The organism is Fructobacillus ficulneus, assembly GCF_001047075.2.
In the GTDB taxonomy this organism is placed as follows: domain Bacteria; phylum Bacillota; class Bacilli; order Lactobacillales; family Lactobacillaceae; genus Fructobacillus; species Fructobacillus ficulneus.
In genome coordinates this window covers 266942-292383 of the sequence record NZ_DF968005.1, presented here as the reverse complement: position 1 = coordinate 292383, position 25442 = coordinate 266942, and the positions used below count along the sequence as shown (strand labels likewise).

The 25442-nt window shown below is 45.5% G+C and carries 24 protein-coding genes and 1 riboswitch; of the genes, 8 read left to right on the top strand and 16 right to left on the bottom strand.

Annotated features, from left to right (window positions below; translation table 11 throughout):
• Together AOQ29_RS08190 and AOQ29_RS06095 are read left to right on the top strand one after the other, a co-directional pair.
• On the top strand, positions 1-707 hold a 707-nt coding region (locus tag AOQ29_RS08190; protein WP_242977417.1), incomplete at its 5' end, for an adenylosuccinate synthetase.
• Positions 708-1027: 320 nt separating this feature from the next.
• Positions 1028-1984, top strand: a complete 957-nt coding sequence (locus tag AOQ29_RS06095; RefSeq protein ID WP_061993609.1) for a GMP reductase — start codon at positions 1028-1030, stop codon at positions 1982-1984.
• A gap of 503 nt (positions 1985-2487) precedes the next feature.
• Here the strand turns inward: AOQ29_RS06095 and AOQ29_RS06090 are convergent.
• Positions 2488-2688 carry a hypothetical protein gene (locus AOQ29_RS06090; RefSeq protein ID WP_061993608.1) on the bottom strand — a complete coding sequence of 67 codons (201 nt, stop codon included), beginning with the start codon at positions 2686-2688 and terminating at the stop codon, positions 2488-2490.
• 108 nt (positions 2689-2796) lie between these two features.
• The gene (locus AOQ29_RS06085) at positions 2797-3642 is read right to left on the bottom strand and encodes an alpha/beta hydrolase (protein ID WP_242977416.1); all 846 of its coding nucleotides are present in this window, start codon (positions 3640-3642) and stop codon (positions 2797-2799) included.
• Between the two features lie 242 nt (positions 3643-3884).
• Here AOQ29_RS06085 and AOQ29_RS06080 point away from each other — a divergent pair, with 242 nt between their 5' ends.
• Entirely contained in the window at positions 3885-5570 is a 1686-nt protein-coding gene (locus tag AOQ29_RS06080; protein ID WP_061993606.1) for a glycoside hydrolase family 13 protein, read from the top strand.
• A 332-nt stretch (positions 5571-5902) separates the two neighbouring features.
• On the opposite strand, the gene AOQ29_RS06075 is transcribed toward AOQ29_RS06080, so the two are convergent.
• Positions 5903-6232: a type II toxin-antitoxin system RelE/ParE family toxin gene (locus tag AOQ29_RS06075; RefSeq protein WP_061993605.1), complete on the bottom strand. Its 330-nt coding sequence runs from the start codon at positions 6230-6232 to the stop codon at positions 5903-5905.
• Positions 6229-6534: a type II toxin-antitoxin system RelB/DinJ family antitoxin gene (locus AOQ29_RS06070; protein ID WP_061993604.1), complete on the bottom strand. Its 306-nt coding sequence runs from the start codon at positions 6532-6534 to the stop codon at positions 6229-6231. The genes AOQ29_RS06075 and AOQ29_RS06070 overlap by 4 nt, the downstream gene beginning before the upstream one ends.
• A 382-nt stretch (positions 6535-6916) precedes the next feature.
• Between AOQ29_RS06070 and AOQ29_RS06065 the strand changes: the two genes are divergently transcribed.
• The 3 genes from AOQ29_RS06065 to AOQ29_RS06055 all read left to right on the top strand — a co-directional run bounded on the left by AOQ29_RS06065 (position 6917) and on the right by AOQ29_RS06055 (position 11472).
• Positions 6917-8068: a lipocalin-like domain-containing protein gene (locus AOQ29_RS06065; RefSeq protein WP_061993603.1), complete on the top strand. Its 1152-nt coding sequence runs from the start codon at positions 6917-6919 to the stop codon at positions 8066-8068.
• A gap of 263 nt (positions 8069-8331) precedes the next feature.
• Complete coding sequence (locus AOQ29_RS06060) at positions 8332-9681, top strand: MFS transporter (protein ID WP_061993602.1); 1350 nt, start codon at positions 8332-8334, stop codon at positions 9679-9681.
• Between the two features lie 108 nt (positions 9682-9789).
• Positions 9790-11472, top strand: a complete 1683-nt coding sequence (locus AOQ29_RS06055) for a glycoside hydrolase family 13 protein (protein WP_061993601.1) — start codon at positions 9790-9792, stop codon at positions 11470-11472.
• 105 nt (positions 11473-11577) lie between these two features.
• On the opposite strand, the gene AOQ29_RS06050 is transcribed toward AOQ29_RS06055, so the two are convergent.
• The 7 genes from AOQ29_RS06050 to ulaG form a co-directional block, all read right to left on the bottom strand.
• On the bottom strand, positions 11578-12750 hold the full coding sequence (locus AOQ29_RS06050) for an iron-containing alcohol dehydrogenase (protein WP_061993600.1): 1173 nt from the start codon (positions 12748-12750) through the stop codon (positions 11578-11580).
• Between the two features lie 215 nt (positions 12751-12965).
• A complete protein-coding gene (locus AOQ29_RS06045) occupies positions 12966-14378 on the bottom strand; it encodes a PTS transporter subunit IIC (protein ID WP_061993599.1) in 1413 nt (470 codons plus the stop codon).
• A gap of 25 nt (positions 14379-14403) precedes the next feature.
• Positions 14404-15897, bottom strand: a complete 1494-nt coding sequence (locus tag AOQ29_RS06040) for an FGGY-family carbohydrate kinase (RefSeq protein ID WP_061993598.1) — start codon at positions 15895-15897, stop codon at positions 14404-14406.
• A 13-nt stretch (positions 15898-15910) separates the two neighbouring features.
• Positions 15911-16618, bottom strand: a complete 708-nt coding sequence (araD, locus tag AOQ29_RS06035) for an L-ribulose-5-phosphate 4-epimerase AraD (protein WP_061993597.1) — start codon at positions 16616-16618, stop codon at positions 15911-15913.
• Complete coding sequence (locus tag AOQ29_RS06030) at positions 16619-17503, bottom strand: L-ribulose-5-phosphate 3-epimerase (RefSeq protein ID WP_061993596.1); 885 nt, start codon at positions 17501-17503, stop codon at positions 16619-16621. It lies immediately after the preceding gene.
• Positions 17504-17506: 3 nt separating this feature from the next.
• Entirely contained in the window at positions 17507-18145 is a 639-nt protein-coding gene (locus tag AOQ29_RS06025) for a 3-keto-L-gulonate-6-phosphate decarboxylase UlaD (RefSeq protein WP_061993595.1), read from the bottom strand.
• A gap of 43 nt (positions 18146-18188) precedes the next feature.
• Complete coding sequence (ulaG, locus tag AOQ29_RS06020; RefSeq protein WP_061993594.1) at positions 18189-19262, bottom strand: L-ascorbate 6-phosphate lactonase; 1074 nt, start codon at positions 19260-19262, stop codon at positions 18189-18191.
• A 195-nt stretch (positions 19263-19457) separates the two neighbouring features.
• On the opposite strand from ulaG, the gene AOQ29_RS06015 reads away from it, so the two are divergent.
• Entirely contained in the window at positions 19458-21023 is a 1566-nt protein-coding gene (locus AOQ29_RS06015; protein ID WP_061993593.1) for a BglG family transcription antiterminator, read from the top strand.
• Positions 21024-21047: 24 nt separating this feature from the next.
• On the opposite strand, the gene AOQ29_RS06010 is transcribed toward AOQ29_RS06015, so the two are convergent.
• The 5 genes from AOQ29_RS06010 to AOQ29_RS05990 form a co-directional block, all read right to left on the bottom strand.
• Positions 21048-21440, bottom strand: coding sequence for a tautomerase family protein (locus AOQ29_RS06010; RefSeq protein WP_061993592.1), 393 nt, complete (start codon positions 21438-21440; stop codon positions 21048-21050).
• A 100-nt stretch (positions 21441-21540) separates the two neighbouring features.
• Positions 21541-22332 carry a hydroxyethylthiazole kinase gene (gene thiM / locus AOQ29_RS06005; RefSeq protein WP_061993591.1) on the bottom strand — a complete coding sequence of 264 codons (792 nt, stop codon included), beginning with the start codon at positions 22330-22332 and terminating at the stop codon, positions 21541-21543.
• Positions 22333-22338: 6 nt separating this feature from the next.
• Positions 22339-22977 (bottom strand): thiamine phosphate synthase, encoded by a 639-nt coding sequence (gene thiE / locus AOQ29_RS06000; RefSeq protein ID WP_061993590.1) that lies wholly within the window; start codon positions 22975-22977, stop codon positions 22339-22341.
• Positions 22967-23806 carry a bifunctional hydroxymethylpyrimidine kinase/phosphomethylpyrimidine kinase gene (thiD, locus tag AOQ29_RS05995; protein ID WP_061993589.1) on the bottom strand — a complete coding sequence of 280 codons (840 nt, stop codon included), beginning with the start codon at positions 23804-23806 and terminating at the stop codon, positions 22967-22969. Before thiD ends, thiE begins: the two co-directional genes overlap by 11 nt.
• Positions 23799-24458: a TenA family protein gene (locus AOQ29_RS05990; RefSeq protein ID WP_061993588.1), complete on the bottom strand. Its 660-nt coding sequence runs from the start codon at positions 24456-24458 to the stop codon at positions 23799-23801. Before AOQ29_RS05990 ends, thiD begins: the two co-directional genes overlap by 8 nt.
• Positions 24459-24580: 122 nt before the next feature.
• Positions 24581-24669, bottom strand: a riboswitch (TPP riboswitch).
• Positions 24670-24809: 140 nt separating this feature from the next.
• On the opposite strand from AOQ29_RS05990, the gene AOQ29_RS05985 reads away from it, so the two are divergent.
• The gene (locus tag AOQ29_RS05985) at positions 24810-25268 is read left to right on the top strand and encodes a MarR family winged helix-turn-helix transcriptional regulator (RefSeq protein WP_061993587.1); all 459 of its coding nucleotides are present in this window, start codon (positions 24810-24812) and stop codon (positions 25266-25268) included.
• The last annotated feature ends 174 nt before the right edge of the window (positions 25269-25442 follow it).

Below are 25442 nucleotides of genomic sequence, written 5' to 3'. Positions count from 1 at the left end.
AGTTGCGACCATTTGTGGCGGACACTTCATACCTTATTAATGAAGCCTTGGACCAAAACAAGCGCGTCTTGTTTGAAGGGGCCCAAGGAATCATGTTAGATATCGACCATGGGACCTACCCATTCGTTACCTCATCAAACCCAATCGCCGGTGGTGCTGCCGTCGGTGCTGGTCTTGGTCCGAACCGAATTGACCAAGTCGTTGGGGTTGCCAAGGTTTACTGTTCCCGTGTTGGTGAAGGTCCCTTCCCAACGGAACTCTTTGACGAAGTTGGTTCAACCATCCGTGACGTCGCCCACGAATATGGGGTCGTAACGGGTCGTCCCCGCCGAATTGGTTGGTTGGACACGGTGGCCCTTCGTCATGCCAAGCGAGTATCTGGTTTGACCCAATTATCATTGAACTGTTTGGATGTTTTGTCTGGCTTTGAAACCCTTAAGGTCGCTACTCATTACGAACTCGATGGTCAGGTCATCGACCACTACCCTGCTTCAGAAGCCGACTTGGCCCGCTGCCAACCCGTCTACGAAGAATTACCAGGTTGGTCAGAAGACATCACCCAGGCCCACTCATTGGCTGACTTGCCAGACAACGCCCGTCACTATTTGGAACGCGTTTGCGAAATCGTTGGTCTCCCACTGGCAACCTTTGCCGTTGGTCCCGACCGTGAAGCAACCAATGTTTTGACAGACCTCTGGGAAAATTAAAAACTTGATTTTATCTGACGACCAGTCCTGGACTTTTTGCCGGCCCACGGCCGACAAGGTCTAAGGCTGGTCGTTTTTCTTTTTATTTTTCGTCTGCCCGGGCTACCACCCGTAAAATTTGAGTGGCGATTGTGCCGGGCTAAGACCTAATTGATTTTTATTTTTGTTGCGGACGGGCCATTGGGTCTTTCCTCGTCTGATTTTCGATTGAGAGACGGACTTGACGTCCCTCCCCCTAATTTTAATTTGCATTTTAACGAACGACCAAGTCATCCGACTTTGGCCAATAGCAAGGCACGTGCCTTGACTGGAGCTTATCTATGAAAACTTTTGATTACGATGCTATCCGTTTGTTACCAAAGAAGAGCGTTTTGAAGAGCCGGCGCGATGCTGATACATCCGTCGTCCTCGGTGACCACAGCTTTAAGTTGCCGGTCATGCCAGCCAACATGGCCACGGTCATTGATGAAGACTTAGCCGTTTGGTTGGCCAGCCACGGTTATTTCTACGTCATGCACCGGTTCCAACCGGAAACCCGGTTTGCCTTCGTGCAAAAACTCCAAGGTCAGGGCTTGATTGCCTCAATCAGTATGGGCATTACCGATGACGAATACGCCTTAGTTGATCAATTCGTTGACGAAGGTGTCACCCCTGAATACATCACCATTGATGTCGCCCACGGTCATTCTGACTATGTCATCAAGATGGTCAAGTACATCAAGGAAAACTTGCCAAAGGCCTTCTTAATCGTCGGTAACCTCGGTACTCCCGAAGGGGTCGTCGAAATCGAAGCCGCCGGAGCCGACGCCACCAAAGTCGGCATCGGTCCAGGTAAGGCCTGCATCACCAAGGACAAGACCGGCTTTGGAACGAACGGTTGGCAGTTAGCCGCCATCGCCCAATGTGCCCAAGTTGCTACCAAGCCCATCATCGGTGACGGTGGTATCCGCCACAACGGTGACATTGCCAAGTCAATCCGCTTCGGTGCCACGATGGTCATGGTTGGGTCAATGTTTGCCGGCCACGATGAAACGCCTGGCGACATCATTGAAGAAAACGGCCAAACTTACAAGGCCTACTACGGTTCAGCCTCAGCCGCCCAAAAGGGTCACTCCCACAACGTTGAAGGCCGGAGCTTGATGGTTGACTACAAGGGTCCAATCCAAAACACGTTGACAGCGATGGAAGAAGACCTCCAATCAGCGATTTCTTATGCTGGTGGTCGCGACCTTTCAAGTTTGAAGACGGTGGATTACGTCGTTTTGACGGATTATTAATTTGCTAACAAATAAACCCCTGGAACCTTGGCGATCATTCGTCTGTTTCGGGGGCTTTTGTTTGCTTTGAAATGTTGGAGCGTTGTGATTGGCCTGCCGACCATCGTGTGCTATTACCAAGTTAGTAAGAAGTAGGTGTGAAAGCGCCTACTGAAAGAGTCCTGGCCGCAACTGGGGCTCTTTTTATGTGCTCATACTCAACTCCCTCCATTATCAGCAATGCCAAAAATTACACTTACCACAACTAGACAAAATAAAGCCCCAGGGCCTGTTCTCACAGGTCTTGGGGCTTTTGCTGAGGATTTACTGGCTAAAATTAGTCCTTCTTCGACGGTTTTTGCCTATACCAGGTTGTTATCGTCATTACGATATAAAACACTACCGTCGAAAAAATATCAAAGGCCAAGGTATTGGTCCGAAAGACAAAGTGCATGATAACAAAATAAATCACGGCACCGAGTAAATTGGATAATAGAATTCGTTTCATCGTCGTCATCCTCCTGTCAGTGTTGGTAATCGTTGTACTTCTTGCGGGATCTTTTCTGGCCCTGTTCGGCGTAAATCATCACGACTAATAGGACGACTTGAATGATAAATAATACCACCCGGATAATATGCGGTAAGCTAATCGTTTCCTTAACAAGGAAGGTAACCAAAAAGATGGCCAGTAACCACTTCTTGTTGTCAGATAATTTTTGCTTCATAAAGCCCTCCTCGAGCTACCCACTAAATAAATGATTCGACTCATTGCACTAAGTTGTTCCCGTGGACTCAATCTCAAATAACCAGGTTCAGGCCGGCTTTGCTGATGTTTATTTGGTCAAGAACTGGTAAATCGCCTCATCCACCACACTATTTTCATGGAGTTGAGAATGTTGACCGGTTGGACCAGTAATCAGCTGTTCTTGATAAGTACTTGGCTGGCGAACAAAGTACTTGAGCGACTGAGATGAATTGTTGTAGACAACTTGGTCGGACTGGGACCCACCCGTTGAATTTCCAAAGATGTTCAAGACTTGGGTGGCATGGTTCTGGTAATACGTTGTCAAATTCTGCAAGTTGGTAAAGGTCTTCGTCTTGACCTGGGGTTCACCCTGGTCGTTCAAGGCCGCATTCGACTGGGGGTCGGCCAAGATCAAGCCGTTATAAGTTCCCGCCAATGAGATTTGCTTTTTGACTTTCGGCAAGTCAGTCCCCTTGTTCGCCTTATCCATCAAATAATAGGCAATCGCCTGGTTCCCCATCGAATGGCCGACCAGGTTCACCGACCGAATCCCCTGTTGGCTAAGTTTGGTCATAACCGTGTCTAACCAGCCCGCACTCTGCATAAAGTTTTGGTTGGTATTGTCATCAAACTGAACTAAAATTAACGGCCGCTTGTCACCAGGGCCAATCGTCTTGTTCATTGTTACCGTCCCATTCTTGGCCACGGTAACATTAATTTTCGTGTTGGAATAACCCTTTGCCACCAAGGACTGGGCCATTGATTTTTCAGCATTACGACTCGATCCATAACCATGGATAAAGACCGTCGCCTCAGTTGGCATTTTGCCGTTTTGTTCGGAGAGCGTATGGGTCATTTTCGAACCAGTCCCCAAATAAATCAAAACCCCAACAACTATTAAAAAGCTGGCCCCAAAGGCCAATTTCTTTTTCAAAACGTAAACTCCTTCTAATTTATAATCATTTTCTCCTGTCTGATTATACCTTTCTTCAGAGTAAATGTTAATGGACATTCTTGGTAAAACGATTGGATGCCAGTGCCATTCCTTATGGGTGAAAATGTGTGCCGAAAATCATCTTAGAATTGTTCGCCCTTCCCTTTACGGTTGGCTGGATTTTCTTTATAATGCGGGTAGCAACAGAATTTTGTACAAAACAGACTTTTGGAGGTTTACCCATGACAACACCTGCGATCAAATGGTGGCAAAAGGCCGTCGTTTATCAAATCTACCCCCGGTCATTCCAAGATTCCAACCAGGACGGAATCGGTGACTTGAAGGGAATTGAAAACCGCTTGGACTACGTCCAAAAGCTTGGGGCCGACGTCATCTGGCTCAACCCGGTTTACGACTCACCCAACAAGGACAACGGTTACGACATTTCCGATTACGAAGCCATCAACCCTGAATTCGGAACAATGGCTGACTTCGATGACCTCTTAGCCGCCGCTCATCAACGCGGGATTAAGATTGTCATGGACCTGGTCGTCAACCACTCTTCCGACCAGCACCAATGGTTTATTGAAAGCCGGTCAAGCAAGGACAACCCCAAGCGCGACTTTTACATTTGGCGTGACCCAGTGGATGGGCACGAACCCAACAACTGGAGTTCATTTTTCTCTGGTTCAGCCTGGAAGTTTGACGAAGCGTCTGGTCAATACTACCTCCACCTCTTCGTCGAGGGCCAACCCGACTTGAATTGGGAAAATGAAGCCCTCCGCGATGAAGTTTATCAAATGATGAACCGCTGGGTCGATAAGGGTATCGACGGTTTCCGAATGGACGTTGTTTCAATGCTTTCTAAGCCAACCGGCTTGCCCGATGCACCCTTGCCTGCAGGAAACACCTACGCCAACCCCGTTTCTTTGACGGCCAACGGCCCCCACATCCACGAATATCTACAAGAAATGCGAGAAAAGGTTTTGAACAACGGTGATTTGATGACCGTTGGGGAAACCTCTGGAGTCGATATCGACAACGCCCGCAAGTATGCCGACATTGACGGCAGTGAATTGAACATGGTCTTCCAGTTCGAACACATGGGCTTGGATGACAACGCCAACCCAGCCTTGGGTAAGTGGGATAACCAACCGGTTTCCCTCGTGGCTTTGAAGGAGAACTTGTCCAAGTGGCAGACCGAGATGGAAGGCCAAAGTTGGAACTCGCTTTACTGGGATAACCACGACCAGCCCCGAATTGTCAGCCGTTTTGGGGATGATTCACCGGCCTACCGGGTCAAGTCAGCCAAAATGTTGGCGACCCTCTTGCACATGATGCAGGGAACGCCTTATATTTACCAGGGTGAGGAGTTGGGGATGACCAACGCCTACAACCTCGGTTGGGATGACTTCGATGATGTCGAAATCATCAACGGTCGTGAATTTGTCGTCAACCGCGAACACCTCGTCGATGATGACACGATGCTCGACTACGTCCACTACAAGGGCCGCGACAACGCCCGGACACCAATGCAGTGGTCAGCTGCTGACAATGCTGCCTTTACCACGGCAACTCCGTGGATTAAATTAAATGCCAACTACCCACAAATTAACGTCGAACAAGCCTTGGCCGACCCCGACTCTGTCTTCTACCACTACCAGAAGCTAATCAAGTTGCGCCATGACCTGCCATTGGTCACGACCGGTCACTACCACTTGCTTGACCCAGAAGACGACCAGGTCTTTGCCTACCAACGCCTTGACGATGGTGAAGCCCTCTTGGTCATTGCCAACTTCACGGCTGAAACGGTGGAACGCACCTACGATTATCCTGACAATGCGGACTTACTATTGTCAAACTATCAGGACGACCAAGGTTCAACCCTCCGCCCTTATGAAGCTAAAATCTATTACTACCAAAAGTAATAGATGTTCTAATGTAATTAGAAATTTTTTGAAAGTCTAATACTTTATTCCTAAGTCCATCGCCGGCCAGCGATGGGCTTTTTTTATTGTCAAAAAGAAAAGAAACAAAACTGAAAATCATCGATTTAGGTTTCCTGACCGCAATCCTACTTTGCTAAATTTAGCCAGTACAAAAATATGGTAAACTATGGTTAAGTTGAATAAGAGCAACAAATTCTGTTCCCAATTCGTAGACATCGCCGGCCAGCGATGTCTTTTTCATTTATCAGCAGTAATACTGAGTTCACTGCGAATAAAAAACACTCAGCATCGGCATGCCAAGTGTTCGGACCTTAAAATTTGGATTTTTGATTCAGTTGGTATTCAATATTGCGACCACCATACATAACACGAATGACCCAAACCATTGCACTATCAGTATTTACAATAAAATATACCAGATAATTATTCACAGGTAAAAAGCGTAATCCTCGCGACCGCCAAGGCTCATTTGAATATAGTTGATGGCTATCGGGAAAGGTATTAAGCTTTTGAATTGCCCCCTCCAATCGATCCAATTGCCTGGCTGCGTTTTTCGGAGCATTCAATTCAAAGGCGATATATTCATAGATGCCTTGGATATCTGCTTTGGCTTGTTCAGATATTTTAACAGTAAACATCATAGATGATAATCACGACGAATATCTGCAAAGGCCTGATCAACCGATTGTCCTTTCCCTTCTAACATTTGGACGTACCCCTTTTCAAAAGCAGCATTTATTTCAGCTTCAGATAATTGTGAAATATCCAAGGCTTTTGGTCCTGGAACTTTCACATCAAAAGGAATACCTCCTTGCAGAATAATTTGTTTGTAAAACATATTGATAGCATTTGATGCAGGAATACCAAGTGTACTCAGGATTTTTTCCGCCTGATCCTTGATTTCTGGTTCAATACGGACATAAAGGTTTGAAGTTTTAGCCATAGTAATTGCTCCTTTATTATTTTCAACCTCATTATACACATTTGTAAGTACAATAGAAATACAATTGCTTATGAAAAGCATCTGTCAAATAAATCTAATCGATGACCGTTTCGTGGCATATTCCATATTTTTAACTCAATCCCTCGCCGGCCAGCGATGGGCTTTTTTTATTGTCACAAATTTTCAAAGCAATGCAAAGACAGCGATGTTATTTTGAACAGCTCCAGTTAAAGTGCGATATTTTTGAATATATTAAAGTTAATTTAAATATTTTAGTTTTAATCCAACGGTCGTCCTGTGATTGTTGCTTGTAGGTTGCAAGAAGATTAACTAGAATAGACTTACGCATTACAAATGTAGCAGATCCTAAGGAGGATTACTTATGACACTAGCACGAATTATGAATCAACCCCAAGACTTTAAGAAGATGGGCATCGACCCCAGCAAAGTCGAAGCATGGGAAGATGGTATTCGCAATAATGACGGTCCCGGCAACAACGAAGTTTGGTACTTCGATGCTGACTTTGACGACGGTAGTAAAGTAGTCGTTGGTTTCCGACCTAAGACTGCTGGTGCCATGATGGAAACTGGGTTCGAACCCAACTTGAACTTAGCCATCACCCGCCCCAACGGTGAAACTACCCAAGAATTTAGCTTTGCTTCAATGGAAAACAGCTCAATGAGCAAAGAAAAGTGTGACGTTCATTTTGGCCCCGATTACTGTACCGGTGACTTTAAGGAATACGACGTCCACATCGAAAGTACTGAAGGCATTGCCTGCGACCTTCACTACCGGGCCTTGGTTGAACCCTTCCGTCAAGGAACTAGTGGGATTGCCCTCGGTGCAAACGATGAATACTTCTACACCGACTTGAGTGTTCCCAAGTGTGAAGTGACCGGAACGTTGACTTACGACGGTAAAACCGTTGACGTTCACGGCCAAGGTTACCACGACCACCAATGGATGAATATTTCACCTATGCAAGCCTTCCACCACTGGTTGTGGGGCCGGATGTACACTGACAAGTATGTCGTTTACATCTACGACTTTGTGGCCACGGAACGCTTTGGTTTCACCCGTCTACCATTCTTTATGATTGCAGACAACGAAACTGGAAAGGTTGTTTTCACAACCGACGGTCGGGTTGATTTGGAAACAGAATTGGCTGAAACTTCAGTTGGCAAAGAATTTCCAAAGACCAGCAAGTACACTTTCAAAGACGGCGATAACACGGCCGAATTCGACGTAACTTGGCGTGATATTATCGAGGTTCGTGATATGTACGGTAACGCACCGAGGGACCAGGCTGAAGCAGAAGAAATGGCTAAGAAGGCCGGCTTGACTGACATGCAAAAAGTTACCGGCGGAACCAAGGAAATGTACGATCGGGCTGGTATTCAACCTACCTACCTTCGCTTCTTCGCTGACGGTGGTGTTAAATTAACCCTTGATGGTCAAACCACTGAAAGCAAGGGAACCATGCTTTACGAATACAACTACATGGGTAAGGTTGATCCACGCGCTGGCGTTTAACCCGATAAATAAATTTTAACTTTAAGACTCGCCTCGGCGGGTCTTTTTTTTGTGGTCTTGCTTTGTTCCCTGACATGAGTTCACCGCACAATTTAGTCAACTTTTTTATCGCGAGACATCGGCCCATCGGACATTTTAATTGGCGTTGTTACGTTAACTGAAGAAAATTATTCCAATTAGTAATAATTGATTGACCCTCTTTTTGCAAGCGCTTACAATCGAGGTATCTTAGTTACATTCAAGCAAAAGGAATGAGGTTTCTGATGACAAAATCAACAACGCCACCACCAACTCTAGGCAAGCACCTGCCCGACTTGACCAAATTACAGATGTTTTTAATGACCTTTGGTTACTTTGGGACTCAGATTGCCTTCTCAATGCAAACCGGGAGCATGGGTCGCATTTTTCAAACCATCGGGGCCGACCCGAACAAACTCGGTTTCTTCTTTATCTTGCCACCTCTCGCCGGAGTTGTCACCCAACCCCTCGTCGGCTACTTTTCCGATAAGACCTGGATTCCCCGGCTTGGTCGGCGGATGCCCTACCTGATTGGCGGGTCAGTGGTCTCCCTAATTGTGATGCTCCTCTTACCAAATACTGGATCTTTCGGTTTTGGTTTTGGGTCAGCAGCGGCTTTATGGTTTGGGGCCATTACTGTGCTCTTTATGGACCTAGCCTGCAACGTTTCCCAGCAACCCTTCAAGATGATCATCCCCGACATGGCCAACCCCAAGCAAACCAACATCCTCTGGTCCATGCAAAATGTTTGGGGGTCGCTCGGAAGTTTGACAGCCTTTATTTTTCCCTTTATCTTAACCGCCTGCGGAGTCGCCAATACGGCGCCCAAGGGAGAAATCCCACTATCCGTCCGCCTATCCTTCTACATTGCGGCCGGAATTTTATCACTGTCAGCGGCCTTTACAGTCTGGAAAGTTAAGGAGTATAGCCCGGCTGAAATGCGGGAATACCATGGACTGGCTGCTGGTGACCAGAACCGTCATGAATCACTGTTACAAATTTTAAAATCAGCGCCGCCCGTCTTTTGGCGGTTAGGCCTGCTAGCCTTCTTTGTCTGGTGTGCCATCCCCTACATGTGGACTTACTCCACTGGAGCCCTGGCGGAAAACATCTGGCAAACCACTGACCCGCATTCGGCTGGCTTCCAAGCGGCCGGTAACTGGTTTGGCCTCGTCCAAGGCGTTTACTCCGCTGTTGCCATCCTCGTTGGCCTCCTCTTTACCAAATTAACAAAGAAATACCGTCGGCTGACCTACATGCTCTCTTTGATGGCCGGCAGCCTCGGCCTCTTCTTAGTTGCCATCGGCACGACCAAGCTAGTTTCCTTACTGGCCTTTGCCCTTTACGGCATTGCCTGGTTAGCCATCATTACCATCCCTTTTACTATTTTGACGAATGCCCTGGATGGTCGGCACGATGGAATTTTACTAGGGCTCTACAATGTCTTCATTTGTGTCCCACAAATCGTCGCCTCCTCGGTTAGCTTTTTGATTTTACCAGCCTTGGGTGGGTCGATGGCCAAGATGTTCTACCTGGCCAGTGCTGGCTTCTTGATTGGTGCCGTCTTGATTTGGCTGGTGCCTGATGATAATTAGTAATGATCAAATGACTGCCGGCTTCACTAGGCCTCGAGACGGCCCCTTTAACTTCTCGAAGTTGGCACATTGAACTGACCACCGAATTTTTAACCGAAAGGAACTCCTATGGCAACACAAACGAAGTGGTGGCAAAAAGCCGTCGTTTATCAAATCTACCCCCGGTCCTTCCAAGATTCCACCGGCAACGGGATTGGTGACCTAAAAGGAATTGAGAGCCGGCTCGACTACCTAAAGCAATTAGGCGTCGATGTGCTTTGGCTCAACCCTATCTACCAGTCACCCAACCACGATAACGGTTACGATATTTCCGACTATGAAGCCATTAACCCAGAATTTGGAACCATGGCAGACTTTCAAAGTCTCTTAAAGGACGCCCATGACCACGGTCTCAAAATTGTGATGGACTTGGTCGTCAACCACACTTCTAATGAACACTCATGGTTCATCGAAAGTCGGTCGAGCAAGGATAATCCGAAGCGCGACTACTATATTTGGCGCGACCCAGTCGATGGTCAGGCACCAAATAACTGGGGGTCCTTCTTCTCTGGACCGGCCTGGCAGCTTGATGAGGCGACAGGACAATACTACCTCCACCTCTTTGTCACGGAACAACCCGACTTAAATTGGGCTAATCCAGCAGTCCGGGACGAAGTCTACCAAATGATGAACCGCTGGATTGATTTGGGCATCGATGGTTTCCGGATGGATGTCATTTCCTTGATTTCCAAACCTAGTGGTTTACCAAATGGGCCGGTCCCAGCTGGTGCCCACTACTCCAACGTCAATCAGGCAGTTGCCAACGGTCCCCATGTTCACGAATACCTTCAAGAGATGCGAAACCAGGTTTTGAACCGGGCCGACTTGATGACCGTTGGTGAGGCTTCCGGTGTCGATATCACCAATGCCAAGGAATACGCCAATTTGAACGGTCAGGAATTAAACATGGTCTTTCAGTTCGAACACGTCGAGCTCGATTTTAATCCGGACCCGGCCTTGGGTAAGTGGGATAACCGCCCCCTCCCTCTGGTCAAATTAAAAGCTAACCTGTCCAAATGGCAAGACCAGTTATATGGTCGGGCTTGGAACTCCCTCTTCTGGATGAACCACGACCAACCCCGAGTGGTGAGCCGTTTTGGTAATGATTCGCCCGCCTACCGCGTCCGATCAGCCAAGATGTTGGCCACCGTCTTGCATATGCTCCAAGGAACACCCTATATCTACCAGGGTGAGGAACTGGGGATGACCAACGCCGAAAACCTTGGTTGGGATGATTTCGATGACATTGAAATTCTAAACGCCCGCAAGTTCCTGGTTGACCTAGACCACTTACTAACCGCCGACCAACTATTAGACTACGTTCATTACAAGGGCCGGGACAACGCCCGGACACCAATGCAGTGGTCGGCAAGTGCCAATGCTGGCTTTACGACCGGGACTCCCTGGCTCAAATTAAATGCAAACTACTCCGAAATTAACGTTGATCAAGCCTTAGGCGACCCTGACTCCGTCTTTTACCATTATCAAAAATTGATTAAGCTCCGCCATGACCTACCGATTGTCACGACCGGCCGTTACCACCTTCTTGACCCGGATGATAACCAGGTTTACGCCTACCAGCGGATTGGCTCTCATGAAGGCCTCTTCGTTGTCGCCAACTTTACGGCCGAAACTGTCGAACGCTACTATGACTGCCCAAATAAGAGCGACCTGTTATTGTCTAATTATGCCGATGACAGGCATGGGACATTACGTCCATACGAAGCCAAAATTTATCACTATCAAAAGTAAGTACAATAAAAAGGCTGAACGCCGACATGATAGCTTCCTAAATTAGGAGGTTACCTGATTACCAGCGTTCAGCCTTTTTGATTTAATTTATTTTGTGCGAAATGCTTACTTCATCGCTGCCTTTAACAAGTTCACAACATCAGCCGTCGTCATCTTAACGAATGCCTTTTGATCAAGACTGTTAATCTTAACCGCACTAGCAGCCATTGCTTCAAAGTCATCTTCAGTATTGATATCAACACCTGGCAAAGTAGTTGGCACTTCCAAGCTACCTAACCATTCACGAGTCTTTTCGATAGCAGCCTTGGCCACCGTCTTATCATCCCCCGTCAAGTTCCAAACGTTGCGGCCGAAGCTAGCAAAGAGTGGTTGAGTTTCGTTTGAATAGGCGAATTCCATCCAGTGTGGCGTGATGATGCCCAAACCAACACCGTGAGTGATGTCATAGTAGGCTGACAATTCGTGTTCAATTGGGTGGGCTGTCCAAGTGTTCACGTTTCCAGTCCGGGGCAAACCGTTCAAGGCCATTGTTGAAGCCCACATCAAGTTGGCGCGAGCATCGTAGTTATCAGGTTCACGTAGGGCTACTGGAGCCCACTTGATTACGGCGCGCATGATTCCTTCAATCAAACCATTACGAACATCGTTTTCATAACCCTTTTGGTCAAAGTATTGTTCAGTTAAGTGACTGAAGATATCGATTGACCCAGCGGCTGTTTGCCACTTTGAAACTGAGAAAGTCAAAGTTGGGTCTAGGAATGAGACAGCCGGCGTATGAGGGCCACCAGTTCCCAACTTTTGCTTCGTTTCCGGATTTGAAATTACTGATCCAGTGTTCATTTCCGTCCCAGTAGCGGCCAAAGTCAAAATATCAACGATTGGCAATTGATCAATGGCAAAACGCTTCTTTGAATCCAAAACCAATTCCCATGGGTCTTGGTCATAAAACTTAGCTGAGGCAATAACCTTAGAAGCATCAATAACTGATCCACCACCAACAGCCAAAATAACGTCGATATCGTTATCTTGCACTAATTTTTGACCAGCTCGAACTGAATCAATCTTAGGGTTCGGTGCGATCCCTGACAATTCAAAGACTTCTAATCCGTCCAAAGCCTTGAGTACTTGGTCGTATAGGCCTGATTTTTTGATTGATCCACCACCATAAGTCAACAAGACCTTATTTCCAAATTGACTAACAGCATCCTTCAATTCACTAGCAATCCGTTCTTTTCCAAAACGAATATCAGTGGTGTTATGAAATGCAAAATTTTCCATGTTGGCAGAGCTCCTTTTATAAATCAACTAGCAGACCATTTTGTTAAAAATTCGGTTTCCTAGTTTGCAACAAAGTCTAATAAAACTACGTGGAATCCATTTTAGAACAATCACCTCCCCTTGTCAATTACCATTAGACCATTACTAAAATTACAAGCTATTTTTGTTCAATTTAAAAACAACCCTGGTTTCTCATAACCAAGGTTGTCGTTCATTTAAGCATTCTTATCGGACATTTTCTTAAGGTAAGACCAGATGTCTTGGCGATGAAGATGCAGGTAGATGACAGCCGTCAAGTAGATTAGAACTAAGACAGCTAACCACGCCCAATTTCCAGAAATCCAAATCATAAATAGTACAGTCGTCAGTGGTCGAGCCATAACATTATAAGAAATAACCAAGGCAGCTCCGGTTGCTAGGACCACACCATATTGATGGAGGGTCTCCGTGTAGTATGGTGCCATGGCAGAACCAGCATAGAGGCCAAGGGTTAGCCAAACCATTCCCGTCGCCACTATCTTAGTCAAATTGCCTCGATGGATGGCAACGATTGATTCCACCATAAAGGGTAAGGCAATCAAATCAACAATCGGAATCATCTTGTTACCAGGGATGACCATTGCAATTACCAACATAATTGGCATCAGTACCATCCCCGCAATCAAGGTCGCCTCTTCGCCATAACCGAGTCCGTCGTCAACAGCCATGAACCAAAGGCGAGGACCCTTTTTGCCATGTTGGCCTTGGTTTTTTAACTGATCTTGGTAGCGCTTCGATATTTCACTAGTCAGTGGTCGAAATGCTTGACCGAAAAGCTTAGCAATCATCGGAAAGATTGTCATGACTGTCGCTAGTTGGACCGCAAAGGTTAAGCTTGCACCCCAACCTGCTAGGGTTTGCAAGTGAGAAAAATTAGCTAATGTCCCCAAAATCAAACCAAGGAGCAAACCAATCATTGTCGGTTCTCCCAACAAGCCCAATTTTTCTTTCAATTGTGCTGGCGTCAATGTCTTTTTGTTAAGACCAAGGCGGTTCCACAATGGGTCTAGTAAAATCGCCGGCACAACATTTTCAATATTATGCATCGAGGCCGTTGTTCCATTGGGGACCTGATAATAATCGGCATACCGGTCAGCCTGGACTTCAGCTAAGAACAAGGCCAAGCCCATCAGGAAGAAGCACAATCCGAGTGATAACCAGAACTGACCGGTAACAACATAGGCCACCGTTCCCCAGACCATAAAGCCCCAATTTTGCCATAGATTTGTGGCAAAGAAAACCCTGGTATAACCAATTAAAAAGAGAACGACTTCTGCTAGTAGACCAACCAAAAAGAAGGTAATTCCAACCGGTGATTTAAAGGCAACTAGCGGGGCCGATTGCCAGCCAGTATCCGCAACAGGTAAATTCAACCCTGTTGTGGCAATCAAACCTTGTAAAACTTTGGTAACTGCTGGTGTGAAAATACTAATTAACCAACCAAAACCTGTTAACGCCACCCCTACTAGGATGGCCGCTTGCACGGCTGTCTTCCAGTGGACACGCATTGCCAAAGCCACCAATAAAATAATTAGTGGGATCACGACACTGTGCCCGAGGGTGGTAACAATTTCCATAAAAATTTTCATTTACGATTTCTCCTTTTCAACTAGTCTAAGCACCCTTATCGTAGCCAGCTGGTGTGCCGGCCAAATGTTGGTAGAGCACTTGATTTCGTTGGTCAAAGGCTAAGAATTGGTCAACATTATCTGGATTAGGCTGGTAACTGTCCTTACTAGCTTGAATTAATCCTTCAGCAGCTGCAGCAAAGGTTGGATAGAGTCCCTGTTGAACTAAGACGGACATCAAGGCCCCCAAAGCGGTAGCTTCAGCAGTCGGACTTTTATCAACCGTTAAATTATAAGCGTCTGCTTGCATCTGATTCATGATAGTTGAATTTGTTAACCCACCTGAAATGGTAACTTGACCGACTGGCCCTAAGCTTTTAAAGATACCAAGACCTTTATTCATTTCAACAAAGAGACTAGCCATTAAAGCATAGAGGAGGTCTTGGCGCCGAGTCGACAAACCAATATTGGAAAAAGCCGACCGAATTTGGCGATCATTCTTACCGACCGACCGGCCCTTATGGAACGGCAGGACGGCCACATTAATTTTTTGGCCATAACAAGCTTGTAGGTCCTCATCTAACTGTTGATACAAAGTCTTCCCGGGTGTGTAAAAATTTTCCAAAAACCAGTTTAAAATCGACGAGCAGGCTAGTAAATCAATTTCTAAAATATACTTGTCAGGGATTGCGGCCTGGTTATAGATAAGACGGCCATCCAACCGGTCTGGTAGGTGGTCAACATTTTTAATCAAATACCCACCCGTTCCAGTATTAATCGATACCTGGTCTTGGTGAACTAAACCTGCCCCAAGTGCTGCACACTGTTGATCACCACCGGCAGAAATCACTGGGATTCCTGCTGGTAGCCCCGTCTTGCGACTGTACGTCTTCGTCACAGTTCCACAACTGGAACCTGGAGCAATCAAACGAGGCATTTTACTGGCATCTAATCCAAGAATTTTAAACAGAGCCAAATCCCAAGTCAAGGTGTGAATGTTCATTAGATTTGTTCGAGACCCATACGTCGTATCCATTGTTGCTTGGCCAGTCATTTCGTAAGTTAAAAATGACGAAATATTGAAGTAATTATCAGCCACTTCATAGACAACCGGCTGTTGTTCCTTCAACCATAATATTTTTGGCCCTAAGTAGACAGCATTCAGCCGGGATCCAGACTGCTGTATAAAGACCTCATCATAGTCCCTGTACCGGTCTAAAATTTGGTTAACCCGTGTATCTTGCCACATAATTGCCGGTGCCAAAGGTTGACCCGCTTGGCAGGGAATCAGCGATGACCGCTGGGCAGTTATTGCGACCGCTTGAATTTCATCACCAATTTGTGAATTTTGGTCCATAATTTTTTTAATAACTTTTTGACTTAGCTTACTAAAGGTCAGCGCGTCTTGGCTAACACCACCATCTTTGGTATAGGATGGCCGATAATTCTCTTGAGCCTGGTCCAAAACCTGTCCAGCTTGGTCATATAAAATTGCTCGAACACTCGACGTTCCCACATCAATTACAAGGTATGTCTTCATATTTTTTCACCTGCTAACTTTCAAGTTCTTGACCATAATAGGCATTTGGTCCGTGTTTTCGCTGATAATGCTTATTCAGCAGTGATTGCGGTACATTCAATGGCCCATGAGTCAGTTGCAAAGAATGATGGGCAATCTCGGCCGCCGTTTCTAAGACTTTTGCATTGTAAACGGCCTCCTCAGCCTTTGCTCCCCAGGTAAAAGGACCGTGCTGGCCTACCAAAGCAGCCGGAATCGCTGTTGGATCTAGATTATGAGCAGAAAAGTATTCGACGATGGCCTGACCTGTCTGTAATTCATAATCCGCTACCATGTCAGCATTTTCAATGGCTGGTACACATGGGACATCCCCGTAAAAAGTATCAGCATGAGTAGTTGAAATCGCAGGAACTGCTAATCCAGCAGAAGCAAAGGCCACCGCCCAGGGCGAGTGCGTATGGGCGATACCACCAATATCTGGAAAGTGACTATAAAGATAAGCATGGGTGGCTGTATCCATCGAAGGTTGAAAGTTCCCTTCGGCAACCCGGCCCTGCAAATCAACAACGACTAGGTATTCAGGTCGCAGGTCCTGATAAGAAATACCAGAGGGCTTAATGACGAAGAGCCCTGACTCACGATCAATTGCCGAAACGTTTCCCCATGTAAAGGACACTAAACCCAATTCCGGCAAAGTCAGGTTTGCTTGGTAGACTTCTTGTCGTAATTCTTCAAATAACATTTACTCTTCTCCTACTAACGTATAACCAACTTGTTTCAGGCCCTGACTAACAAAGTCAAAAGCTGCCTGTGCACGCACAAATGCATCTTCAAAGTCTTCATTCCACATTTCAACCGTCATCGTTCCTTGATAATCTGCCCGATAGAGAGTTCGAAATAAGGTTAGAAAGTCCACGTCACCCGTGCCAAAGGACAAGCCTTTAAAAACACCAGCCTGCTTCGATTTAACTGCCACAGTATCCTTAACGTGAATAGCCGCAATCAAATCGATATTCGTTTTTAAATCAATCACAACATTTTGACGGTGGATCCCTTGCCAGGCAGAAAGGTTTCCTAAGTCCGCATAGGCTCCTAACCAGGGGGATTTAATCATCATTTTCAAATCGGCTACTTTTTTAAGAGTATTTACAAAGGGATCATCCATCGTTTCGACCGTTACCATAACCTGTTTACGGCTAGCGTAGTGAACCAGGCGAGCCAAATTTCGATAAAAGCGCTTGGCTGTTTTTTGATTTTTAACATGGTAGTATTCGTCGTATGCGGCCAATTGCACATTTCCAACACCAAGGTCATGAGCTAAATCAATCGCCTGACACCCCAACCCATAAGCCAAGCGGTAGCCGCCCGGGTCTTCTGACCCAAGCGGGTATTTACGCAAAGCAGACAGCATGATTGTTTTAATAGGGCACTGATTTACTTGCATTAAGTAGCGCAAATTATCCCGCTGTTCGGCTGACCATTCCAAACGACTGATTCGATCCTGGCTTTCATCAATCGAAAGTTCTAAAAAACTAAAACCAACCTCCTTGGCTTGCCTCATCTTTTGGTCCCAGCTAGTTTCTTTGGCTAATGCTTTTTCGTTCACACCGAGTTGAATGACTTTCAAATCCTACCCCCATTCTTGTGTTAATACTGTCTGGAACTCTTCAGCAACCTTACCAGGGTTGTTCTGACCTGTAATTGCTCGACCAGCAATCATCGTTTCAATCGGTAGTCCAGCAAACAGCGGAATCGTTTCAACTGTTAACCCGCCCGTCACAGATACACGAAAGCCCATATCGATTAGATTTTCCACAACGGTCAAATCACGATTGCCCCATGTTTCACCAGCTAATAAGGCGTCACGACTTTGGTGATAAATCACCTGGTCAATTCCATTTTTAATCCATTGCCGAGCCAAATCATAAGTCCAAGCCGAATACAATTCCACTTGAATATTGGGCATCACGGCCTTGGCTGCCAGCATCGTCGCCAGGGTGGCTGAATCAATCACCGTTAAATAATCTGCCCCAGCATGCTTGGCATTTTGAGCAACCGTTTTTCCAGCATCGGCACACTTAGCATCCGCCACAATAATTTTATTGGGAAACATTGTACTCAAAGTTTCAATCGCCGTTTGGCCTGCTTGTAGTGCTAAAATCGTTCCCACTTCCACAATGTCAACGATTGGGCCAGCTTTGTGGGCAATCGCCACTGCTTCAGCCAGTGAATTCTGGTCAAGAGCAATTTGTAGTTTTGGTTTTGTCATAGTTTTCTCCTGATTTTATCTGAGCCTAAATTTAGCCTAAATTTTACAAAAATGATGAGAATGGCAGGTCTGGATCATTTTCAAAAGCATCTTTGAAGCCCCGGTCATGATGGTACTTAAACCGGTCTTGGTCGGCCGGATAAGTGTACGATCCACCAACCTGCCAAATAAAGGGATGGAATTGATACTGCAAACTTTCCCGTTTCATCCGCCACAAGTACATAATTTCGTTTGGATCAGCAGCAAAATTAGTCCAAATATCATAGTGGAGTGGAATAACAACTTTTACCTGGAGGTCTTCTGCAGACCGCAGAACGTCACTGGCAGTTAATTTGTCACTAATTCCTCGAGGATTTTCACCATAGTTAATTAGTTCAACGTCAATATCATGGTCATTGCCGTGCTTGGTAAAGAGGTTGGCCATATGGGAATCAGCACCATGATAAAGAGTGCCACCTGAAGTTTTGATAAAGAAATTGATTGCTAAGTCATCCATTTCTGGTGGCAAGTTTCCAGCCAGTTTCTGATCGGCCGGTACAGTTAGTAAGGCCGTCCGATCAAAGGCTTCGAGGGCTTTAATAGTGGTTGACTTCACAGTCACCTCATCGCCCGGTCGCAAAATAATAGTTCGACTTTTAGGAACGCCCCACTTAATCCAGGTTTCAACGACTTGCTTGGGACCAATAAATTTCGTGTCCGGGCTAGCATTTTGTAGGACGGCTGCGGCCGTGTGAATGTCAAGGTGGTCTGAATGAATGTGCGAAACCAAAAGGGCATCAACATCTTCCATTTGATAGGGGTCAATTACAAAGGGTTGCTGGCGCAAGTTGGGTTGCAAGGCTTTGACGCCAGCCATCCGCATCATCTGGTGGCCTTCTTTCATCAGACCAGTTCCATGAGTCCGCTTACCCGTCCCATTCCATAAATCAATCAACAAGTTCGTCCCTTCGTGAGTTTTAAGCCAAATTCCGGTATTCCCTAACCACCAAATTCGGAAGTTTTTGGATGGTACTTGGGCGGCCGCAATCTCTTCATTCAGCCAGGTTCCCCATTCCGGGAATGTATTTTCAATCCAGTTTTCTCGGGTTGCTGCTTTAATCGTCGTTGCCTTGGTCATGAGTGCCTCTTTCTGTTTATTTGCTTACCCGATCAATCGGGGTTTCTTGCCCCTATTATTCCTGGTGATCAAGAACCAAAAAAGCCCCACTTTGGAAAAAGTTTTTCCAAAATGGGGTCTGTTATTTATGCCAAAAGGCTAGTTAATTTTAGCGATTCTAGTTATTATTCAAAGTAAAAAAGGAGAATAATTGTTATGGTTGCTTTAGCAGATTGCGATTTCGTTCATTACCTCAGTCACCAACAGTATCTTGGCCGTATTGCTGATTTAAGCCAGCAAGTCTCACTTCCCACTGGCAAAGTATATCGGCTACTAAAAGCCGTCAACGCTGACTTAACCCAAGCCGATTTGGCTCCCCTTACTCCTCAAAGCCCAATCAGTCCAGAACAAACACAAATCTTGGTTGAACTGGCTCAACGTTGGCCCAAAGCTCACCTTTGGACGCCAACTGCTCGTCTAGCAATGATTGAATTATTTATGACCCTCCCCAGTCAAAAATGGACAATCGCCACCTTACAAAGCTATTTTCAAGTTTCACGCAACACGATTTTACGGGACCTACAAAAAATAAAGGCCAGTACCGATAACCAAGGAAGCGTTCATTTTACCACTGATCTTGGCCACTATCTGTCTGGATCAAGAATATCCATCTTCTCACGGGCCTCATTGCTGGTGGAGTCCCTTCAAACCGACTATCGGGACCAACTCATCGCTTTGACCACTGCTAACAAATTGGTTGAAGCACAGCCAAATCATGCAACTGAAAATCAAATTCAAGTTATTAAAACTGCCACCCAAGGACTAAATAAGAAGTACCAAAAGCTAGGGAAAAAATCACTTTGTCCTCGTCAAGTTGAGGCATTAGTTCTATTAATTAAACTAAGCGAAAATTACTTGCACTGGCTAGCCCAGAACCATCACTTTCACCAACAAACTTTGGTAACAGACGAAGAAAAGCAAATTATTCAAAATCACTTGGAATACCAGGTTGCACAGGAATGGTTCAAAGACCACGGATGCAGGACTGATTCAAGCATTCAAAGCGAAATCATCATCCTATTAACAATCCAACTGCTTAGCCATCCCAAGGAAAGCGATGGCCATGTGGCTTCCAGTAAATACTTCAAGCTAAAAATTTTAGCAGAGCAATTGATTCGCACTGTTGGTCAAAAATTAGGGTTAGACATTGATAGTCAAACTGATTCAATTCTCAATAACTTGCACCAAGACATTCAAACTCAACTAAAACCCTTTTTATTTGCAAACCAGTATGATTTCTATTATGCCGATACTTATTTAATTCCAAATCATTACTTAGAAAGCGTTATTCGGCAGTGCTTGACTCTGCCAGCCATTCAAAAGGAACTTGACTCCTCCTTTACCGGCGAATTCAGAGCCCGACAAATCCGAATTTTAGCGATGATTTTCACCCATTACATGCACAAACTGTCACTAAAACAGCCACTGAAGGTCTTAATTCTAACTGACCTACCGATATACAGTCGCCGCCTCCTAGTTGATTTAGTACAAAAGGCCCCCTTTCCCGTTCAAGTCGAATTAGCTTTACTGACCGACGATTCCCATCAAAACAAATTCGTGGATTTTAGCTCTTTCAATTTGATTTTAACTGAGAATAAGGGGCTATCCGCCTCAGTCCCGGTCGTATTAATCCCACCTTTAATCGATGAGGAAATGACGACCAACCTCTACCAGTACTTGCACCACCTGCATCCTGTCTATAAAAAAATGCCCATTGATTGATATAATCAACGAGCAAAATTTTTCTTACAAATCACCATTTAAGAAATGGTTCTTTCCTTCACCGAATGACCAATCTTCAGCATGGTTTGATACGAAGGAGATGATAACGTCTTCTGGTCGAACACCAGCTTGGTCAGCTAATGTTGCCACCAAAGTCTTCGTAAATTCCTTTTTGGCCTTCACTGGACGCGGCGTTGACAGAACAGTAAAGAATAAAGCCTTGGCGGAACGTTCGTAACCTAGACCAACATCTTGAAAATCAATTTCGTAGTCTTCGTGCTGAGTTACGATTTGGAAACGGTCACGGTCAGGTAGTGACAAAGTTTCCTTGGCAACATCGAAAGATAGTTGCATCAATTGCTTAATTTCATTGGGTTCGTATTGACCCTTAATCAAATCAATTTTCATTAATGGCATGGTTATTTCTCCTATTATTGCTAGCAATAGAATTATCCTAGCATAATTTTGAGCCACAAACAATCAGCACGTCAGCATTTATCCCCTGTCCGCGTAACTTTTATGGCAACTGACGAAGCTGAATGTGTTGGTTTAAAACATCATCGGTTAAGTTAGCTAAGTGGTCCAACATCTTTGTCAAAAAGTCAGCTGGTCCGAATGGTTTCTCCGCCATAGCCAACTCACCAGCAACCGGTAAGGCAGCTGTCGCATAGGCAATATCTGCCAAGTCTAGGCTTTGGCTAGCAAAGGCTCCCAAGAGGCCATCCAGGGCATCCCCCATTCCAACGTTTGTTGCTAATTGGGTAGCACTGTTATGAATTTCGTAGACAGTTTGACCGTCAGACACCAAATCCACAGCTCCCGTCGCCACCACAATGGTCTTTAATTTGCGACCGGCTTCTTTAACAATAGCTACGGGGTCTTCACTCCCTGTTCCAGCATCAATTCCGTGGCTGTTCCACTCAATGCCAGCTAAAGCAGCAACCTCGCCCAAGTTTCCTCGAACAATAGCCACTTTAACCCGGTCGAGGATTTCGCTAGCTCGTTGGGTCCGCAAGGGCGTTGCTGCCACTGCAACTGGGTCAAACACGACTGGAATGCCGAGCTGGTTGGCTGCTTGCCCGCTGGCAAGCATTACTTCCTGAGCTTTTTTGGAAGTTGAACCGAGGTTCAAGGTTACAGCGTTGGCAATTTTGGCCAAGTCAGGTGCATCAAACGGATCTTCAACCATAATTGGCGATGCACCGATATAGGCAATGGCATTAGCTACTAATTGGGGGGTCACGGCGTTAGCAACGTTTAAAACAATCGGTTGGTTCGTACGAACTGCACTTAACATTTCTTTCGTCATATTTATTTACTCCTTCAGTTTTTGAATACTATGGGCTAAATTCAGGCTTTGCGTTAAGGCCGAAATCACGGCTACACCAGCTATACCGGTACCGGTTAACTGCTGACAATTATTTTCATCAATCCCACCGATAGCAACGACCGGAACCGGGCTTGCTGCAACAACCGTTGCCAGTCCAAGTGGGCCAATTGCCTCCTTGGCTCCGACCTTGCTTTGCGCGGCAAAAACCGGACCAACGCCTAAGTAGTCAACTTGGTCAAGGACGGCTGTACTGTTGGCTAATTCGTGCAGGTCATGAACCGACAGCCCAACCAGCAAATCAGGAGCCTGGGTACGAATTTCTGAAACTGACGTATCTCCCTGACCGACATGGATACCGTCAGCGTGAATAGCTATAGCCAAAGGCAAATCATCATCAACGTAAAGTGGCACTCGAGCATCCCAGGTAATCTTTCGGATAGCTTGACCGAGGGCAATCGTTTCTGTACGACTTAAAATCGAATGGTCTTTTTCACGGTATTGAATAGCCGTCGCCCCCTTTGCACAAGCCTCACGAACTAAGCGCAATACTTTCTTTTGGTCACCGCCAACATTTTGACTCCCAATGACAAAATAAACACCAAGGGACTTTGGATCAAACTTCATGGTTAACTCCTTGTTGTGCTATGGTTGTTGGCCACTGTCCTTGATTTAATGGACCATGACCATGGCCAATATTGAGAGGCTGACCAATAATCTTATTCATGTATTGGTGGCCGAGGGCAATGGCGACCGACAAGCTTTCTCCTTGAGCCAAATAAGCCGTAATCGCCGCCGATAAGGTATCCCCAGTCCCGTGCTTACTGGTTGTAGCAACCCGGTCTCCAGTTAACCAAAAGCCAACTTGGTCAGCTAATAGAACATAATCGTAAACGACTGGTCCATGACCATGACCGCCCTTAATCATGACATTTTTTGCTCCAGCAGCCATAATTTTATGGGCAGCTACTACCATGTCGTCCTGACTGGCAATCGGCATTTCAGCCAACAATTCAGCCTCAGGCAAATTCGGCGTAATCAAGGTAGCCAGCGGTAATAAGTCTTCACGTAGGGCATCGATTCCAGCCGAATCAAGTAGCGCGGCCCCACCCTTTGCAACCATGACCGGATCAACTACTAAGTTGGTAACTTCGTATTTTTTCAAATTTTCTACTACCTGTAAAACGTGATCACGGTCAAATAAAGCCCCCGTCTTCGCGGCCCGTACGTCAAAGTCAGCAAAAATTGAAGCAAATTGCTGGTCAATGACATCTAACGCCGTCGGATAAGCACCTTGAACACCCAAGGTATTCTGGGCTGTTAAGCCAACCACAACCGCAGTTGAATAAGTCCGACAAGCTTGCATCGTTTTTAAATCCGCTTGCATTCCTGCTCCACCACCAGAATCAGACCCAGCAATTGTTAAAGCGGTTGGATATTGTAAGACGTCACGCATAGGTTTCCTCCATTACTTGAGCAAAGAAAGCATTTTCGTATTGAGTTGATCTTTCAAATTCAGCTAAAGCTCTGTCTTGAACCTCATTTGCCACCATTGGCGCTAAACGATTAATCACCGTCAACAGCTGGTCTGTAAATGATTGTTCCACACCACGGTAATATCCAACCCAAGTGATGAAAGGATTATCCGGCTTAATCAAGCCATCACGAATCAAATAGTCAGCTAAATACCCATAGTCAAAGGGGCAGGCCGCCAAGGCCACTAAGCCCACGAAGTCATCCTCTGCTGCAGCGGCCGTTAATTGGTCCAAATAGGCTCGTGTTGTTGGTAACGTTTCATAATCACCAGTTTGCAAACTTGCATCACTTGTTCCCGCCAAATCTAGGAGAATTTGGTGAGCTTCGTATTCTTTGGGGTCTTGCTTAGTCACAGCACTGGCTGGTTGACCAGTAACTTTGTGAAAAACCTCTTCATAGAGTGGTAGGTATGAATCTAAATAACGGTGGTCTTGCTGGACGTATGCCAACAAGGCTTGCTCATTAATTTGCCCTTCCTGCATCGCTTGAATAAACGGGTTGGCATAGAAATCAGGACGGTATCTTTCCATGATTGCTCTCAGCTTTAAGGAAAATGGCTCGGTCGTCATCATCGTAGTTCTCCTCTAATCGTGACTGGCTTGAGGGTCAGCTGCCAGTAATTCTTTACTCAATATAAAAAAGTCCCCAGCCTGAGCTGAGGACTTTTCAAAATAGTATCAAATAAGACACAAAAAAATCCGATTTAGAAGTTTCCTGCGACCGTGCTAACGGCATCAGGTTCAATGGGTATAATCTCAGCTCAGGGCACCCCAACTTTATTTACACCGTGAGTATAACACGAAAGCTAGAATTAGTGTCAATCAAATTCATGCTGACAAGCCCTTGCCTTCAAACTCATAATCAGTTATATTATATGTACACTTATTAATTAAATATTTATTCATCAACCAAGGAGAATGTCTATGAGCCCTGTTAAAACTACTTCGCTCGCTAATTACCTCGATTCAACCAACCATAATTTTTTTAGTCTTTATACTGATTGGTTTCGACAAATGAAATACCGGTTACGCGAGCTTGATTTGACCCATCCGCAATTCCAAATTTTGGCCACCGTCTATGGACTCAGTTTGCAAAAAGATGAAGTCACTCAAATCATGGTGGCCCAAGCGGCTAACGTCGATGTCATGACTGCTTCGTCAATCATTACCAAACTCAGTCGAGAAGATTTGTTAGATCGTTATCCTGGTAAAAAGAATTCTCGATCAAAAGCCCTGTCATTAACAACCGCCGGTGAAGAAAAGTTACAGGCTGCTCTGACAATTGTTAACCACTTCGAAAAAGACTTTTGGCTTGAGTTCAGTCCGGAACTTTCACAAGAAATCCAAACGGCTTTGCCAGTTGTCAAAAATCATAAGTATTAAAAGAAGAGTTAGCAGTCCCTTATTGTGTTAACAATCACGAATTAATTTTCGATGTTTGTTAGCATAGTAAAGGAATGTTAACTCTTTTCATTTAGCTTATTGATTAAATCCTGCTTCTAAATCAAGTACCTTTTTCTCAGCAAAGACTAAAACAGTCAGTAAGACAATCGACAA